The 14,613-nt window shown below is 68.4% G+C and carries 16 protein-coding genes; 8 read left to right on the top strand and 8 right to left on the bottom strand.

Annotation, left to right across the window (positions count from 1 at the left end; all coding sequences use genetic code 11):
• Positions 1-79 precede the first annotated feature (79 nt).
• The 4 genes from FDA38_RS02995 to FDA38_RS03010 all read right to left on the bottom strand — a co-directional run bounded on the left by FDA38_RS02995 (position 80) and on the right by FDA38_RS03010 (position 2,932).
• Positions 80-601 (bottom strand): hypothetical protein, encoded by a 522-nt coding sequence (locus tag FDA38_RS02995; RefSeq protein WP_137252517.1) that lies wholly within the window; start codon positions 599-601, stop codon positions 80-82.
• Between the two features lie 32 nt (positions 602-633).
• On the bottom strand, positions 634-1,062 hold the full coding sequence (locus FDA38_RS03000; protein ID WP_137252518.1) for a helix-turn-helix domain-containing protein: 429 nt from the start codon (positions 1,060-1,062) through the stop codon (positions 634-636).
• An 81-nt stretch (positions 1,063-1,143) separates the two neighbouring features.
• The gene (locus tag FDA38_RS03005; RefSeq protein WP_137252519.1) at positions 1,144-1,890 is read right to left on the bottom strand and encodes an SDR family NAD(P)-dependent oxidoreductase; all 747 of its coding nucleotides are present in this window, start codon (positions 1,888-1,890) and stop codon (positions 1,144-1,146) included.
• 43 nt (positions 1,891-1,933) lie between these two features.
• Positions 1,934-2,932, bottom strand: a complete 999-nt coding sequence (locus FDA38_RS03010) for a hypothetical protein (protein WP_202877537.1) — start codon at positions 2,930-2,932, stop codon at positions 1,934-1,936.
• 93 nt (positions 2,933-3,025) lie between these two features.
• Here FDA38_RS03010 and FDA38_RS03015 point away from each other — a divergent pair, with 93 nt between their 5' ends.
• Positions 3,026-4,237, top strand: a complete 1,212-nt coding sequence (locus FDA38_RS03015) for a metal-dependent hydrolase family protein (RefSeq protein WP_137252520.1) — start codon at positions 3,026-3,028, stop codon at positions 4,235-4,237.
• Here the strand turns inward: FDA38_RS03015 and FDA38_RS03020 are convergent.
• Positions 4,209-4,952: an SDR family oxidoreductase gene (locus FDA38_RS03020; protein WP_137252521.1), complete on the bottom strand. Its 744-nt coding sequence runs from the start codon at positions 4,950-4,952 to the stop codon at positions 4,209-4,211. The genes FDA38_RS03015 and FDA38_RS03020 overlap by 29 nt on opposite strands.
• A 127-nt stretch (positions 4,953-5,079) precedes the next feature.
• Here FDA38_RS03020 and FDA38_RS03025 point away from each other — a divergent pair, with 127 nt between their 5' ends.
• The 5 genes from FDA38_RS03025 to FDA38_RS03045 all read left to right on the top strand — a co-directional run bounded on the left by FDA38_RS03025 (position 5,080) and on the right by FDA38_RS03045 (position 9,888).
• Positions 5,080-5,958 (top strand): helix-turn-helix transcriptional regulator, encoded by an 879-nt coding sequence (locus tag FDA38_RS03025; protein WP_137252522.1) that lies wholly within the window; start codon positions 5,080-5,082, stop codon positions 5,956-5,958.
• Positions 5,959-5,989: 31 nt separating this feature from the next.
• On the top strand, positions 5,990-7,240 hold the full coding sequence (gene mshA / locus FDA38_RS03030) for a D-inositol-3-phosphate glycosyltransferase (protein WP_137254093.1): 1,251 nt from the start codon (positions 5,990-5,992) through the stop codon (positions 7,238-7,240).
• Positions 7,237-7,722 carry a type III secretion system chaperone family protein gene (locus tag FDA38_RS03035; protein WP_137252523.1) on the top strand — a complete coding sequence of 162 codons (486 nt, stop codon included), beginning with the start codon at positions 7,237-7,239 and terminating at the stop codon, positions 7,720-7,722. The genes mshA and FDA38_RS03035 overlap by 4 nt, the downstream gene beginning before the upstream one ends.
• A gap of 10 nt (positions 7,723-7,732) precedes the next feature.
• Positions 7,733-8,479 carry a phosphoglyceromutase gene (locus tag FDA38_RS03040; RefSeq protein WP_137252524.1) on the top strand — a complete coding sequence of 249 codons (747 nt, stop codon included), beginning with the start codon at positions 7,733-7,735 and terminating at the stop codon, positions 8,477-8,479.
• Positions 8,480-9,054: 575 nt separating this feature from the next.
• Positions 9,055-9,888 (top strand): hypothetical protein, encoded by an 834-nt coding sequence (locus FDA38_RS03045; RefSeq protein WP_137252525.1) that lies wholly within the window; start codon positions 9,055-9,057, stop codon positions 9,886-9,888.
• 293 nt (positions 9,889-10,181) lie between these two features.
• Here the strand turns inward: FDA38_RS03045 and FDA38_RS03050 are convergent, their stop codons facing one another.
• From FDA38_RS03050 to phoU, 3 genes are all read right to left on the bottom strand, one after another.
• The gene (locus FDA38_RS03050) at positions 10,182-10,400 is read right to left on the bottom strand and encodes a hypothetical protein (protein WP_137252526.1); all 219 of its coding nucleotides are present in this window, start codon (positions 10,398-10,400) and stop codon (positions 10,182-10,184) included.
• A 287-nt stretch (positions 10,401-10,687) separates the two neighbouring features.
• Positions 10,688-11,632 carry a hypothetical protein gene (locus FDA38_RS03055; RefSeq protein WP_137252527.1) on the bottom strand — a complete coding sequence of 315 codons (945 nt, stop codon included), beginning with the start codon at positions 11,630-11,632 and terminating at the stop codon, positions 10,688-10,690.
• Between the two features lie 166 nt (positions 11,633-11,798).
• Positions 11,799-12,506 carry a phosphate signaling complex protein PhoU gene (phoU, locus tag FDA38_RS03060; RefSeq protein WP_137252528.1) on the bottom strand — a complete coding sequence of 236 codons (708 nt, stop codon included), beginning with the start codon at positions 12,504-12,506 and terminating at the stop codon, positions 11,799-11,801.
• A 207-nt stretch (positions 12,507-12,713) separates the two neighbouring features.
• Between phoU and FDA38_RS03065 the strand changes: the two genes are divergently transcribed.
• Together FDA38_RS03065 and FDA38_RS03070 are read left to right on the top strand one after the other, a co-directional pair.
• Positions 12,714-13,931, top strand: coding sequence for a sensor histidine kinase (locus FDA38_RS03065; RefSeq protein ID WP_137252529.1), 1,218 nt, complete (start codon positions 12,714-12,716; stop codon positions 13,929-13,931).
• Positions 13,928-14,605 carry a response regulator transcription factor gene (locus FDA38_RS03070; RefSeq protein WP_130383318.1) on the top strand — a complete coding sequence of 226 codons (678 nt, stop codon included), beginning with the start codon at positions 13,928-13,930 and terminating at the stop codon, positions 14,603-14,605. Before FDA38_RS03065 ends, FDA38_RS03070 begins: the two co-directional genes overlap by 4 nt.
• Positions 14,606-14,613 lie beyond the last annotated feature (8 nt).

The raw sequence follows: 14,613 nt of genomic DNA on the forward strand, positions 1-14,613 counted from the left end.
CCTCTGCTGAGTCGCAGCTGTGGACCGCCCGGGCGAGGATTCACACAAAGATCGGTGAATTGTCACCGTCAGTGGTGGTTCAGTCGCCGATCTTGTCGGCCGCGGACCCGGCAGCCTTACCGGCCGCCTTCGCGGTCTTGCGGGCGCTGGTCGCGGTCGCCTTCACGGTGCGGGTCGCGGTGTCGGCGGTCTTCTTCACCGTGGTCCGGGTCGCCTTGACCTTGCTGACCGTGGACTTGGCCTGGGCCTCGAAGTCCTCGGTGGCCTGCTGGTGGCGGATCCGCTCGACCAGGTCCTTGCCGCGGCCGGCCAGGTCCTCGTAGGTCTCCTCGGCCTGGCCGAGGACGGTGGTGAAGCCGACCTGGGCGGTCTTCGGCAGCTCGCGCAGCTTGGCCGGAGCGGTCTTCGCGTCGGCGACGATCGCCTCGAAGCGCTTGTTCAGCTCGGACTGGGCCTTGGTGAGCTCGGTCTGCAGGGTCTTCTGGTCCAGCTTGGCGAACCGGGCGGTGACGTCCTCGCTGATCGCGCGGAACTTCTCGACCGCGAGGTCGCCGGCGCCGGCGATCGCGTAGAACGGGGTAACAGGCGTACGGGTAGCCATCAGGCTTCTCCTCGGGATGTCGTCAGCAGGTTTCAGTTGGTGGTGCGCTTGCGGGCGGAGGTCTTCTTCGCCGGAGTCTCTTCCGGTACGGCGTTCTCCCGGACGAACGACATGTAGACGTCCAGCAGGACGCGCTTCTGCCGCTCGTTCAGGGCGGGGTCGAGCAGGACGGCGTCGACCACGCCGGCGGCCTGTCGGCCGTCCGAGTCGTCATCCGGATCGAGGATGCCGGCCCGTACGTACAGGGTCTCCGCGGAGATCCGCAACGCCTTCGCGAGCTGCTGCAGCACCTCGGCCGACGGTTTACGCAGACCACGCTCGATCTGGCTCAGGTACGGGTTCGACACACCGGCCAGGTCCGACAACTGCCGCAACGACAACTGCGCTTGCCGCCGCTGCTCGGCGAGGTACTCCCCAACGGAGCCCACCGCCCCAGCCGCCCGATCACTCAACCTGGCCATGTCCCCAGTGTGCTAGCAGAGTGCTTGCAATTGCAAGCAGGCTGGCCGTGAGGCGGCTCACGTGAGGGATTTACGCGGGAGCTACTGCTCGCGGAAGACCTTGTGCTGGGCGGCCTGGGCGCGGGGGCGGACGGTGATGCGGTCGAGGTTCACGTGGGCCGGGCGGGTGGCGACGTACGTGACGATGTCGGCGATGTCGTCGGCGGTGAGGGGTTCGCGGACGCCGGCGTACACGGCGTCGGCCTTGGCCTGGTCGCCGCCGAAGCGGGTCAGGGCGAAGCCTTCGCTCTGCACCATGCCGGGGGCGATCTCGGTGACGCGCACCGGCTGGTCCCAGAGCTCGAGGCGCAGCGTGTCGACCACGGCCTTGGCGCCGTGCTTGGCGGCGACGTACCCACCGCCGCCCTCGTACGCGACCTGGCCGGCCGTCGAGCCCATCACAATGATCGTGCCACGACCGGCGATAAGGGCCGGGAGCAACGACTTGGTGACGGCCGCGACCGCGATCACGTTCACCTCGAACATCCGCCGCCACGCGTCCAGATCGGCCTCGGCAACGGGCTCGAACCCGAACGCGCCGCCGGCGTTGTTCACCAGCACCTGCAACTGGTCGCCGACGGCCGCGGCCAGCGCGGCGACGTCCTCGGCCGACGTGACGTCGCACTGCACGGCGCGGCCGTCGATCTCCTTGGCCAGCGCCTCGATCCGGTCGAGCCGCCGCGCGGCGCAGATGACCTCGAACCCGGCCCGGGCGAGGTACCGCGCCGACGCGGCTCCGATCCCACTGCTAGCTCCGGTCACCACGGCAAGAGGACGCTCGGAAGTCATAGCCCGAGTCTCTCAAACCCGGCCGTCGAGCAAGCCAGGTGTCTCAGGACCGACCGGCTCCGACCGGCTGCCGCGGTGCCGCTTCCACCGGTACGGCGGTGCGCCGGGCGGCCGCGACGACCGCTGTGAGCGCCACGAAGCTGATCGCCAGGAACCCGCCGAGCATGCCCAGCGTCTTCCCGTCCGGGTGGATCAGCGCCTGACCACGGAACGCCTGGACCGTGACGGTCGCCATCACACCGGCATACGCGAAGGCAGCGACGCCGATCAGGCGGGCGCGGACGCGCTCCGGGCGCAGCCAGGTGATACGACCGGCGAGGAGGTGCAGGACGAGCAGGGTGATCAGCAGGAAGTGGATCGCGTGCAGACCGACGAAGTGCGGGATACGCAGGTCGCCGCCGACCGTGCTCCAGTGCGTGAGCGGCATGCCGGGACCGCCGGGCTCGACGCCGATGCCGTGGCTGCCCGCGAGCGTGACCGGGTGGCCGTAGGCGTCGGTCACCTGCTCGCGGTCGGTGTTCGCGCCGACCAGGTAGAACGCGATGCCCATCCCCGCGACCGCGAGGCCGAGGCCGACCCGGATCGCCCGGTTCATCGGGGCGTCGCCTACGCGCTGGAACAGCAGCATGATCGCGACCACCAGGCTGGCGCCGAACAGCCCGAGTACGCCGGACATGAAGGCCTTCTGCCCGACCTGGTTGAACGTGTCGGTGTTGTCGTTGAAATGGCTGAACGTCCCGCGGGCCGCCTGTACGGCGATGAACCCGACGTCGACGATCCCGGTGATCGCGAACACCGTGCCGGTCCACCAGCCGAGGCGCTTCGCCTTCCGCAGGTTCGACAGCAGCCAGGCCAGCGTCGCGCCGTACAGGACGAACGCGATGCCGAACTTGAACGGCTTGAGCCATACGGACTCGTTGAGGATCTCCCGGTTGTCGACCGCGAGGCCGATCCCCGACGCGACGACGAGACCCAGCATGGCGAGCACCATCAGCATCAGAGGACGGTGCCAGGACTTGGCTTGTTCGAGGACTGTACGCATGTGATCCATGCTTTCGGCGCGGAGACCGCAGCGCAGTGGGGCGAATCCGCCAACCCGGGTAGGGATAAACCCACCCTGAGAGAGACTCCGGGTATGACCAGGGTTGCGTTGCAGGCAGCACGGATCTTCGACGGCGAACGGCTCCTCGACGAGAACGTCGTGCTGGTGGACGACGGCAAGATCGTCGGCCTGGCTCGCGAGGTCCCGGCGGACTGGCTGGTTCGCTCGTTGCCCGGCGCGACGATCCTGCCGGGGCTGATCGACGCTCACGTCCACCTCACCGCCGACGCCGGCCTCGGCGCACTGGACCGCCTCGCCACCACACCCGCCGAGGCCGCGACACCGACGTACGCCGCCGCCATCGCGACCACGATCGAGCAGTCGCTCCGCATCCACCTGGCTGCCGGCGTCACGACCGTCCGCGACCTCGGCGACCCCCGCGATGCTGTCCTCCGCTGGCGCAGATCCGCAGCTCCCGACCTGCCTACGGTGGTTGCCTCGGGGGCGCCGCTCACCAGTGTCGGCGGACATTGCTGGGCGCTCGGCGGCGAGGTCTCCGGCGCCGCGGAGATGCGTACTGCGGTCCAGGCGCGGGCCGCGAATGGCGCGGACGTCATCAAGATCATGGCCAGCGGTGGGGTACTGACGCCGGGCTCGGACACGATGAGCGCGCAGTTCACGCTCGAAGAGCTCAAGGCCGCCACCGACGAGGCGCACGAGCAGGGCCTGCCCATCACCGCCCATGCCCACGCACTCGCCGCGGTTCGACAGGCCCTCGCGGCCGGTGTGGACGGGATCGAGCACTGCACCTGTCTCACGCCGCAGGGCGCCAGTGTCGAGGTCGAGCTCGGTAGGGCGATCGCCGCGGCCGGGATCGCGGTCTGCAGCACCCTCGGCTCGGACCGCTCGATCGTCGTACCGCCGGCGGTCCTCGAGATGGTCGCCAAGGCCGGCATCGGGGAGGCCATCCTGCAGGAGGCCGTTCGCCGGCTGTACGACGCGGGGGTGAAGCTGGTGGGAGGCTCCGACGGAGGGATCGGCCCCGCGAAACCTCACGGTCTCCTCCCCGCCACGCTCGCGGAGTACGTCGAGGCGGGGATCCCGCCCATTGCGGCCCTGACAGCTGGTACGTCGGCCGCCGCGGATGCGCTCCGCGTTGAGAAAGGTCGCATCCGCGCGGGTGCAGACGCCGATCTCCTCGTTGTCGCAGGCGATCCGACCGAGGACATCACAACGTTGGCCGCCCCAACGGCTGTCTACCTTGGCGGAGAGGACGTCACGCCTGACGCGTCGGCAGGGCGATGATCTGACGCAGGTTGACCTCGCGACGCCGGCTCACTGCGAACGTCACCACGTCCGCGATGTCGTTCGCGGCCAGCGGGCCGATCTGCTCGTTCATCGAGGCGATCAGGTCCTGCCCGGAGCTGTCCAGGTGCGTCGCGAGTTCGGTGTCGGTCAGGCCCGGCTCGACGTTCGTCACGCGGACGTCGTACGGCGCGAGGTCGGCTCGCAGCGCGGCGGACAACTGGGTGAGAGCGGCCTTCGTGGCCCCGTAGACGGCGTACCCGGGGAAGATCGCGTGCGCGCCGATCGACGAGATGTTGACGAGGTCGGCGGTCAGCCCTTCACCGGCAGCCGCGATCAGGTCCGGGGTGAAGGCCTGGATCAGCCGGAGTACGCCGGTCACGTTGGTCTCGATCATCCGGGTCCAGTCGTCGAGCCGGCCGTCCTCGATCGGTGCGGCCAGCATGGCGCCGGCCGCGTTCACGACGAGGTCCGGCCGGCCCAGCCGCTTGTGGATCTGCTGGACCCCGGCGTCGACCGAGGCCTGTGACGTGACGTCGAGGCTGACGCCGATCGTCCGTGGTCCGAGCTTGCCGGCCAGGTCGTCGAGCCGGTCCTGTCGCCGCGCTACCAGCGCGACGGATGCGCCCGCATCGGCCAACTGGGTGGCGATCGCAGCTCCGATGCCGCTTGCGGCGCCGGTGACGACTGCGGTGCGGCCGGTGAGGTCAGTCATGGTGTTCCTCCAGGTTGCGGTTGATGTCACCGATCCTGGAGCGGTCGCCGAGGCTTACCCAGGTGTCTGTTGAGCCTGGTTCTGGCAGGACCAGGTTGTGTTCCGGGCCGCCCTGGATACTGGAGGCATGGATCGTCGAGCGGAGCTGACCGAGTTCCTCAAGTCACGCAGGGCCCGGGTGCAGCCCGAGGACCTCGGACTGAAGGTGTTCAACGGCCGGCGCCGCGTCCCCGGACTGCGTCGCGAGGAGCTCGCGCAGGCGGCCGGGGTGAGCGCGGACTACTACGTCCGGTTCGAGCAGGGCCGGGCCGAGAACGTCTCGCAGGAGATCCTCGACGCTGTCGCCGACGTACTGAGTCTGACCGACGACGAACGCAAACACCTTGCCCTGTTGGCGAAACCGGCCCGGCGGCGTGCGCGTCGCCGTACGGCGGAACGCATGCGGCCCGGCCTGCAACGGCTGCTGGACTCGATGACCGACGTACCGGCGTTCGTCCTCGGTCGGCGGATGGATGTCATCGGGTGGAACCGGCTGGCCGCGGCGCTGATCGCCGACTTCGGCAGCCTGGAGCCCAAGGATCGCAACATCCCGCGGATGGTGTTCCTCGACCCGGCGTCGCGGGACTTCTACCCGCAGTGGGAGGCGGTCGCGGACGAGACCGTCGGGTACCTGCGGATGTACGCCGGCCGGTACCCGGACGATCCCGAGCTCGCCGAGCTCGTCGGCGAACTGTCGATCCGCAGCCCGGAGTTCCGCGAGCACTGGGCTCGGCACGACGTGAAGGACAAGACCTTCGGGACCAAGACGCAGCACCACTCCCTGGTCGGCGACATCACCGTGCAGTACGAGACCCTGCAACCGCCGGGCGAACCGGACCAACTGCTGGTCACGTACACCGTCGAGCCGGGATCGACCTCCGAACAGAACCTCCGTCTGCTCGCCAGCTGGACGGCCGCCGATAGGGAGAACTCCCGATTCCCGGCGGAAGCGCCAGAGTTACCCTGACAGCGTGAACAAACCCCTCCGGCGGGTCGCGATGATCAGCCTGCATACGTCGCCACTCGACCAGCCGGGGACCGGGGACGCCGGCGGGATGAACGTCTACGTGGTCGAGCTGTCCAAGCAGCTGGCCGGCCTGGGGATCGAGGTCGACGTGTTCACCCGCGCGACCGCCTCGGTGCTCCCGGCCCGCGTCGAGCTGATGCCCGGCGTGGTGGTCCGCAACGTCGCCGCGGGGCCGTACGAAGGCCTCACGAAGAACGAGCTCCCGTCCCAGCTGTGCACGTTCGCCCGGGCGGTACTGCGCGCCGAGGCGATCCACGAGCCCGGCTGGTACGACGTGATCCACTCGCACTACTGGCTCTCCGGCCAGGTCGGCCTGCTCGCCCGCGACCGGTGGGCGGTACCGCTGGTGCACACCATGCACACGATGGCCAAGGTCAAGAACGCCAGCCTGGCGGAGGACGACGTACCTGAACCGCCTGCGCGACTGCTCGGCGAGGAGCAGGTGGTCGAGTCCGCGGATCGTCTGCTGGCCAACACCTCCGACGAGGCGCAGGAGCTGATCGACCTGTACGGCGCTCAGCCCGCGAAGGTCGGCGTGGTCAACCCTGGCGTGGATCTGGAGCTGTTCAGCCCGGGTTCGCAGGCCGAGGCCCGGCAGGAGGTTGGCTTGCCGGCGGATGCCGTCGTACTCGCGTTCGTCGGGCGGATCCAGCCGTTGAAGGCGCCTGACCTGCTGATTCGGGCGGCGGCGAAGATGATCGAACGGGATCCGTCGCTGCGCTCGAGGCTGGTGGTCGCGATCATCGGCGGGCCGTCGGGCAATGGGATGGAGCATCCCGAGTCGCACGCCGAGTTGGCGCGGGCGCTCGGGGTCGACGATGTGACCCGGTTCGTGAAGCCGATGGAGCGGGCCCGGCTGGCCTCGTGGTACCGGGCGGCCTCGGTCGTGTGCGTTCCGTCGTACTCGGAGTCCTTCGGGCTGGTGGCGCTGGAGGCCCAGGCGTGCGGTACGCCGGTTGTCGCTGCCGCTGTGGGTGGTCTGAGTACGGCGGTGGTGGACGGGCGGACGGGGTACCTCGTGCGCGGGCACCGGGTGGACGACTTCGCCGACGCGCTGGCCCGGATCGCGACGGATCCGGCCACTCGCGAGAGCATGAGCACCGCGGCGGTCAAGCACGCGCAGGGATTCGGCTGGGAGGTGACCGCCCGCAAGACGCTGGCGGCGTACCGGACCGCGGCGGACACGATGGCGGCCGAGATCGCCGCGGAGGTGGCCGGGTGAGAGTTGCAGCGGCGGACGTGATCCGCCAGGTGCTGACAGAGAACGAGATCGAGTTCACCGAGAAGGACAGCGTCTTCACGGCGGACCTGCCGGGGGAGCGGAAGCTGAAGACGACCGTGACGCTGACGGTCGGGCCGCAGGCGGTCCAGGTGCACGCGTTCGTGGCCCGGCACCCGGACGAGAACCACGAGGCCGTGTACCGCTGGCTGCTGGAGCGGAACCTGAAGATGTACGGGGTCGCGTTCGCGGTCGATCACCTCGGCGACATCCACCTGGACGGGCGGGTGCCGCTGCACGCGATCACGCCGGTCGAGGTGGATCGGCTGCTCGGCGCCGTACTGGAGTATGCCGATACGTCGTTCAACACGATCCTCGAGCTGGGGTTCGCGTCGTCGATCCGGCGGGAGTACGACTGGCGCGTCTCGCGGGGTGAATCGACCCGAAACCTGGACGCGTTCAAGGGCTGGCTGGAGCCTCGATAGACTCCGAGGCATGACCTATCGCCTGATCCTGCTCCGCCACGGCCACAGCGACTGGAACGCCAAGAACCTCTTCACCGGCTGGGTCGACGTCGACCTGAACGCCCAGGGCGTCGAGGAGGCCCAGCGCGGCGGCGAGCTGCTCCGCGACCGCGATCTGCTCCCCGACGTACTGCACACCTCGGTGCTGACCCGGGCGATCCGGACCGCGAACATCGCGCTCGAGGTCGCCGATCGCCAGTGGATCGACGTACGGCGCTCCTGGCGGCTGAACGAGCGGCACTACGGCGGCCTGCAGGGCAAGGACAAGAAGCAGACCCTGGAGGAGCTCGGCGAGGAGCAGTTCATGCTGTTCCGCCGCTCGTACGACACCCCGCCGCCGGCGATCGAGCGCGGCTCGGAGTACGACCAGGCCGGCGACCCGCGGTACGCCGGACTCCCGTCCGAACTGCTGCCCGCGACCGAGTGCCTCAAGGACGTCGTCGAGCGGATGCTCCCCTACTGGTACGACGCGATCGTGCCGGACCTGCGCGCCGGCAAGACCGTCCTGGTCGCCGCCCACGGCAACAGCCTCCGCGCGCTGGTCAAGCACCTCGACAACCTCGACGAGCAGACCGTCGTCGGCCTCAACATCCCGACCGGCATCCCGCTGTACTACGAGCTGGACGACGACTTCAACCCACTCACCCCCGGCGGCGAATACCTGGACCCCGAAGCCGCCAAGGCCTCAATCGAAGCCGTCAAGAACCAGGGCCGCTAAAGCCCAACCCCCAGCCGCGCCAAAGGACACGCCTTCGGCGCGGCTGTTCTTCTGCCGGCTTCGCCGGGGTGCGGACTGCATCACACGCACCCGCCCGGCCGCAGGCAACTGCAACTCGCGCGTGAAAGGACGCGCCTTCGGCGCGACTGACTTGTTGCCGGCTTCGCCGGGGAGCGAATCGTGTCGGCGAGCACGTGCCCCGACGCAGGCAACTGGAGTCGCGCGGAAAGGACGCGCCTTCGGCGCGGCTGTCTTGTTGCCGGCTTCGCCGGGCAGGACTGATCCCGCGGCAACTGGTTCCGACGAGACATCTCGTGTCCCACCGCCCGTCCCTGCCCACGGTCCCGTCGCAGTGGGCCGATCCGCACAATAGTTGGGATGTCCGCACTCTTGTGCCGACCGTGCGACTCCGCCGGAGCTCCTTCGCTTCGAAGAGCTGTGATTACGGAATGTAGGCGAAACCTGCTACATATTGCTTCACTCTGCTGGGCCTGGCGGCCCGGACGTCACCTGGATCAGCGACCGGTGAAGGTTCAGAGGACGCCAGTGGAAGGAAGTACGTGGGACGCGGAATCGTGCAGTTTGCTGAGTACCGAGCGTTCGAGGTTCAGCGTCAAGAGGCCAGCAACGCGATGATGGGACTGTTGGCCGGTGCCCAACTGGCGTCACATCTGCTGCAGCTGACCGAGGGATCGGACACCCTGCTCCCCGAGGTCTTCCCGCGTGTGCCGCACATCCGCCGCTTCAACCTCCGGACCGAGGCGGCATTGTCGATCCTGCAGTCTGCTGACACCCATCTCGGTGCGATGAGCGTTCCGTACGCCCTTGCGCTCCACGAGGATTTCCTCAAGACCTGCGTCGGGCTGCTGATTCGTGATGGGAGAGCACCCGCGAATGCCGGCAGCGCGGTGCTCGCGCAGCTGCACGATGCGATCGAGACGGCCACAGGTATGACGTTCGACGCGGACAGCATCATCCAGATCGACACGATCCGGTTGATGCGCAATGCGACCATCCACAGCGGTGGCCGAGCACACCAGGCACTCGTCGACAAGGTCGCATTGTGGACCTCGACCGCGGAGGCCGGCTGGGTGAGGATTGCGAAGAAATCCCTTGCCGGGATCGCGGTGGACGACCGAGTGGAGTTCGGCCACCCCGAGCTCATCCTCACGTTGGCAGTGACCAAGTCCCTCGGACGCCAGGCGAACGTCATCCTCCGCGATTCCCTTAGCCGGAACTTGTGGGCGAAGCTGGTTATCGAGGACGTCCTTGCCGAGGAACCCGGCGTTTTGAACCGGCACCAGCTCGAGCGAAAAGCCGCAGGAAAGGCTCGACGGCACTATGCCGCCCTCAAGCTGACCGACGCCGAACTCATGGCTGCGCTTCGCGTCGTACTGGCCAGCACGTGACGAGGGGCGGGCCGCCGAGCGGCCCGCCCCTCACGAAAAAGTGGGGCTCTGCCATTGAGCTACGTCCCTCCGAGGAGGGCGCCGGGATTCGAACCCGGATCGTCCACTTCAGTCGGAGCATCCGGCGATGAACCGCTGGGACTGACTCCCCATGCTCCGTTGCCACGAGCTTCTTTCCAACCTGAGTCTACCACCGAGGCGCTGGAGCGCCTTCGCGCTGCAGGTCCGCGCCACAGGCCTCAGGGCCTGACCGACGCACCCTCCGGCTGCGGCAGTTGTGCCGTGCCGCCGTGTTAGGAGTCGAGGGGCTTGGTGCGGAGGGTGTCCAGGCGGGCCTGGAGGGCGGGGTGGTTGGCGAGGGCTTCTGCGTTGGCTTCCAGGAGGTCGCGTTCGGCGCGGAGGAGGTCCTTCATGTGGCGGTCGACCGCTTCCAGGTGGGCCTTCAGTTCGGTGGGGGTCAGTTTGGAGACGTCGGTGTTGACCAGGCGGTCGGTCTCGGAGGCGTCTGTCATGCGGTGACGATATCCGGCACCGCAGAAACGAGTATCGAAGCGCTCCAAGTCAGCGCGCCCCGGCGGAGCGGGCGACGAGCAGTTGCGCCGGAGGTGTGGAGTTTGTGAGGGCGGGGCCAATTGTTGCGCTGGAACCTTAGCCGGGCAGCCGGACATGCTCCCCGGCGAAGCCGGCAAAAGATCAGTCGCGCCGGAGGCGTGTCCTTTCCACGCGCCGGAGGCGTGTGCTTTCCAACGAAAGCAGCCCTCGGCAACGGATTGGTTGCCGAGGGCTGCTTTGTTGGTGGTTACTCGCCGACGAGTTGGTCGTAGTACGAGGCCTCGCGGACGGTGTCGACGCCGTTGAAGACGACGTCGTGGATCGGGCCGTAGCCGGTCAGGGCGGTGGCGGCGCCGTTGGCCTTGCTCATGGCGTAGAGGGTGCCGGTCTGGGTGTTGTTGTCGACACCCACGATCAGCAGACCGCCGCGGTTACCGCAGTTCTCGACGACCAGGGACTCGAAGTTCTGCCAGCCGCCGGTGCGGATCCGCTTGAGGATCGGCTTGGTCGAGGCGGCGGTCGGGATCCGGACGGTCCACAGCGCGCCGGCCGTGGTCGTCATCAGCAGGGTGTCGTACGCCGCGTTCTCGCTGATCACGGTCATCGCCTTGAAGCCCTTGAAGCCCGGGAACGAGCCGTACGACTTGATGCCGGCGCCGACGATCGAGTACCGGTACAGGCTGCCGTTGCTGTTCAGGCCGTACAGGAACTGGTGCCGGGCGTTGTAGGTGTTGAGGTTCGACGTGGCGATCGTCTTGAAGGTCGTCCAGCCGCCGCCGACCTTCTTGAAGGTGGCAAGCGGGGCGCGGTCGTCCTCGTAGATGTACGTCGTCTGCCGGTAGAGGTTCCCGCCCTGCAGCAGCAGGCCGTAGTAGTAGAACTGGGTGAGCGCGGCGTTCGCCGCCAGGTACCACGTTGCGTTGGCGCGGGTCCCGACGAACTTGAACGCGTCGTACTGCACCCCCTGCGCCGGGCGTCCGGCGAGTACGTCGGCCTCCGATACGGTGCCCGCCGCGCCCGGGAAGGCGGTCGAGACCAGGCAGGCCGTGCCCGCTTTGGTCGTGTTCGTCTGCTTGGTCCGGTCGGACCAGGGCTTCGAGTCGGTCGTGGCGGCGGTGGCCGGCGCGGACACGACGGACGCAGCGAGCAGGCCCATCCCTGCCATCGCGAGGGCGAGTCGTTGCAGTCTCATGGACGGTTCCTCTTTCAGAAGAAGTCTTTCAGGTCACTCCTCGTCCCATCGCGCCGCGAACACCCAGCGTTACATCGAGAACCGGACGTGACCAGATCGAGACATCCCTTGAAAGAAACAGCCCTCGGCAACCAATGGTTGCCGAGGGCTACAGAAATTCGGAGCGTCAGTTGCCGTTCGGGTTCGGAGCGGAGGCGCCTGCGCCGGAGCCGGCCGCGGTGCCGCCGATGGCTACCGGGAGCTCGCCGGTCACCAGGTAGACGACGCGGCGGGCCATGGCGACCGCGTGGTCGGAGATGCGTTCGTAGTAACGGCTGAGGAGGGCCATGTCGACGGCTACCTCGACGCCGTGCGGCCACGCGTCGTCCATCATCAGGCGGAACTGGTTGGAGCGGAGCTTGTCCATCTCGTCGTCGCTGGCCTCGAGCTTGCCGGCGGCCTCGACGTCGCGGGACGCGATCACGTCACCGGCCGCGTCGACCATCTTGCCGGCGACCGAGCCCATCGACTCGATCACGTCATGCAGCTCGGCCGGGATCGCGGGAGCCGGGTAGCGCATCCGGGCGATCTTCGAGACGTGTGCGGCCAGGTCGCCCATCCGCTCCAGGTCGGCGACCATGCGCAGCGCGGCGACCAGCATCCGCAGCTCGTTGGCGACCGGCGACTGCCGCGCCATCAGCTCGAAGACCTTCTCCTCCACGCCTTCGCCGGCGGCGTCGAGCTGGATGTCGGCCGCGATGACCTCTTCCGCCCGGCGGATGTCGGCCTCCAGCAGCGCCGAGGTCGACCGGCGTACGGCGGTGGACACCGTCCGCGTCATCCGTTCCAGTTCGGCGAGGATGTCGTCGAGCTGCTCGTGGTAGGTGTCGCGCATTGTGTTCGAATCCGATCTGTGGTGTCCGATACCGCCGTGGACGAGGCCGAAAGCACAGGTCAGGTACCCGCCCACAGGTGACCGTATGCCGTCGAGGTTGCCGGACGGCGACGAGTGGTGAACGACCGATGAACAGTTAGGTCGTGTCCCGGTCATCCCGTGATCATTCGGTCTTTCCCTGCTGGTTGCCCGCGTAGCATCGTTGCCGTGGACCCCACGCTGGCTGCGGTGCTGGGCGGCGTCATCGGCGCGGCCCTGGCCCTGCTTTCGCTCGGTGCGATGATGCTTTCCGAGCGGGCCCAGCGCAAGATCCCGGAGTCACCGGACCCGATCGTCCCGAACGGCGTCGCCACGGTCCTTTCGGTACTGCGTTCGTCCGCGGTCGTGATGGGCCCCGAGGACCAGGTCCTGCAGGCCAGCGCCCCGGCGCACGTGCTCGGCATCGTCCGCGGTGAGCGGCTGGTGGTCGAGGACATCCTGACCATGGTCCGCCAGGTCCGGCGGGACGGTGAGATCCGCCAGCAGGACCTCGAGATCGTCCGGGGCCGGCTCGGCGCCACGCAGTACGTCAGTGCCCGGGTCGCGCCGCTGGGCAGCCAGCTGGTGCTGGTGCTGGTCGAGGACCGGACCCGGGAGCGCCGCCTGGAAGCGATCCGGCGGGACTTCACCGTCAACGTCAGCCACGAGCTGAAGACCCCGGTCGGCGCGCTGATCCTGCTCGCCGACGCGGTCTCGGAGGCCTCCGACGACCCGGAGGCGGTGCAGCGGTTCTCGGACCGGATGCGGATCGAGGCCTCGCGGCTCAGCCGGCTGGTCAAGGAGATCATCGAGCTGTCCCGGTTGCAGGGCGACGACCCGCTGGAGAACCCCGGCCCGGTCGACGTCAACGCGATCATCGAGACCGCGGTGGACCGGTGCCGGATCGACGCCGACGACCGCGACATCAAGATCGTCGTGAAGACCGAGCCCGACCTCGAGGTGATGGGCAGCGAGGACCAGCTCGCGATGGCGATCGGCAACCTGGTCGAGAACGCCATCAACTACAGCCCGGACGGCACCCGGGTCGCGGTCGCCGCGCACCCGATCGGTGACCTGGTCGAGCTGACCGTGTCCGACCAGGGCGTCGGCATCCCGAGCAGTGACCTGGAACGGGTCTTCGAGCGGTTCTACCGGGTCGACCGGGCCCGCAGCCGCGAGACCGGCGGTACCGGGCTCGGCCTGTCGATCGTCAAACACATCGCCTCCATCCACGGCGGCGACGTCCGGGTGTGGAGCGTCGAGGGCCAGGGCTCCACCTTCACCGTGAGACTCCCGCTGCGGCTCGAACCCGCGCCGGGTCAGACCGACTCCTCCAGCCAGGAAGAGGCGGCCGTTCCCCTGACGCCTACCCCGTCAGGTCAGATCGCAAAGGAGACAGCTTCGTGACCCGAGTGCTGGTCGTCGAAGACGAAGAGAGCTACAGCGACGCGCTGTCGTACGTGCTGCGCAAGGAAGGGTTCGAGGTCGCCGTCGCGGAGACCGGCCCGGATGCGCTGGACGAGTACGACCGCGCCGGTGCGGACATCGTCCTGCTCGACCTGATGCTGCCGGGTCTGTCCGGCACGGAGGTCTGCCGGGCACTGCGCAGCCGGGGCAACGTCCCGGTGATCATCGTGAGCGCCAAGGACACCGAGGTCGACAAGGTCGTCGGGCTCGAGCTGGGCGCGGACGACTACGTGACCAAGCCCTACAGTCCGCGCGAGCTGCTGGCCCGGGTGCGCGCCGTACTGCGTCGTGGGCAGGACGTCGAACTGCTTCCGGACACGCTCGAGGCCGGACCGGTTCGGATGGACGTCGAGCGGCACGTGGTGACGGTGTCCGGGACCGAGATCCGGCTGCCGCTGAAGGAGTTCGAGCTGCTCGAGATGCTGCTGCGGAACACCGGCCGGGTGCTCACCCGCGGTCAGCTGATCGACCGGATCTGGGGCGCCGACTACGTGGGCGACACCAAGACCCTGGACGTGCACGTGAAGCGGCTGCGCTCCAAGCTCGAGAAGGACCCGTCGAACCCCGCCCATCTGGTCACGGTGCGCGGTCTCGGCTACAAGTTCGAGTCCTGAGTCACACC

It is taken from the genome of Kribbella jiaozuonensis (assembly GCF_005233875.1).
GTDB classification, from domain to species: Bacteria; Actinomycetota; Actinomycetes; order Propionibacteriales; family Kribbellaceae; genus Kribbella; species Kribbella jiaozuonensis.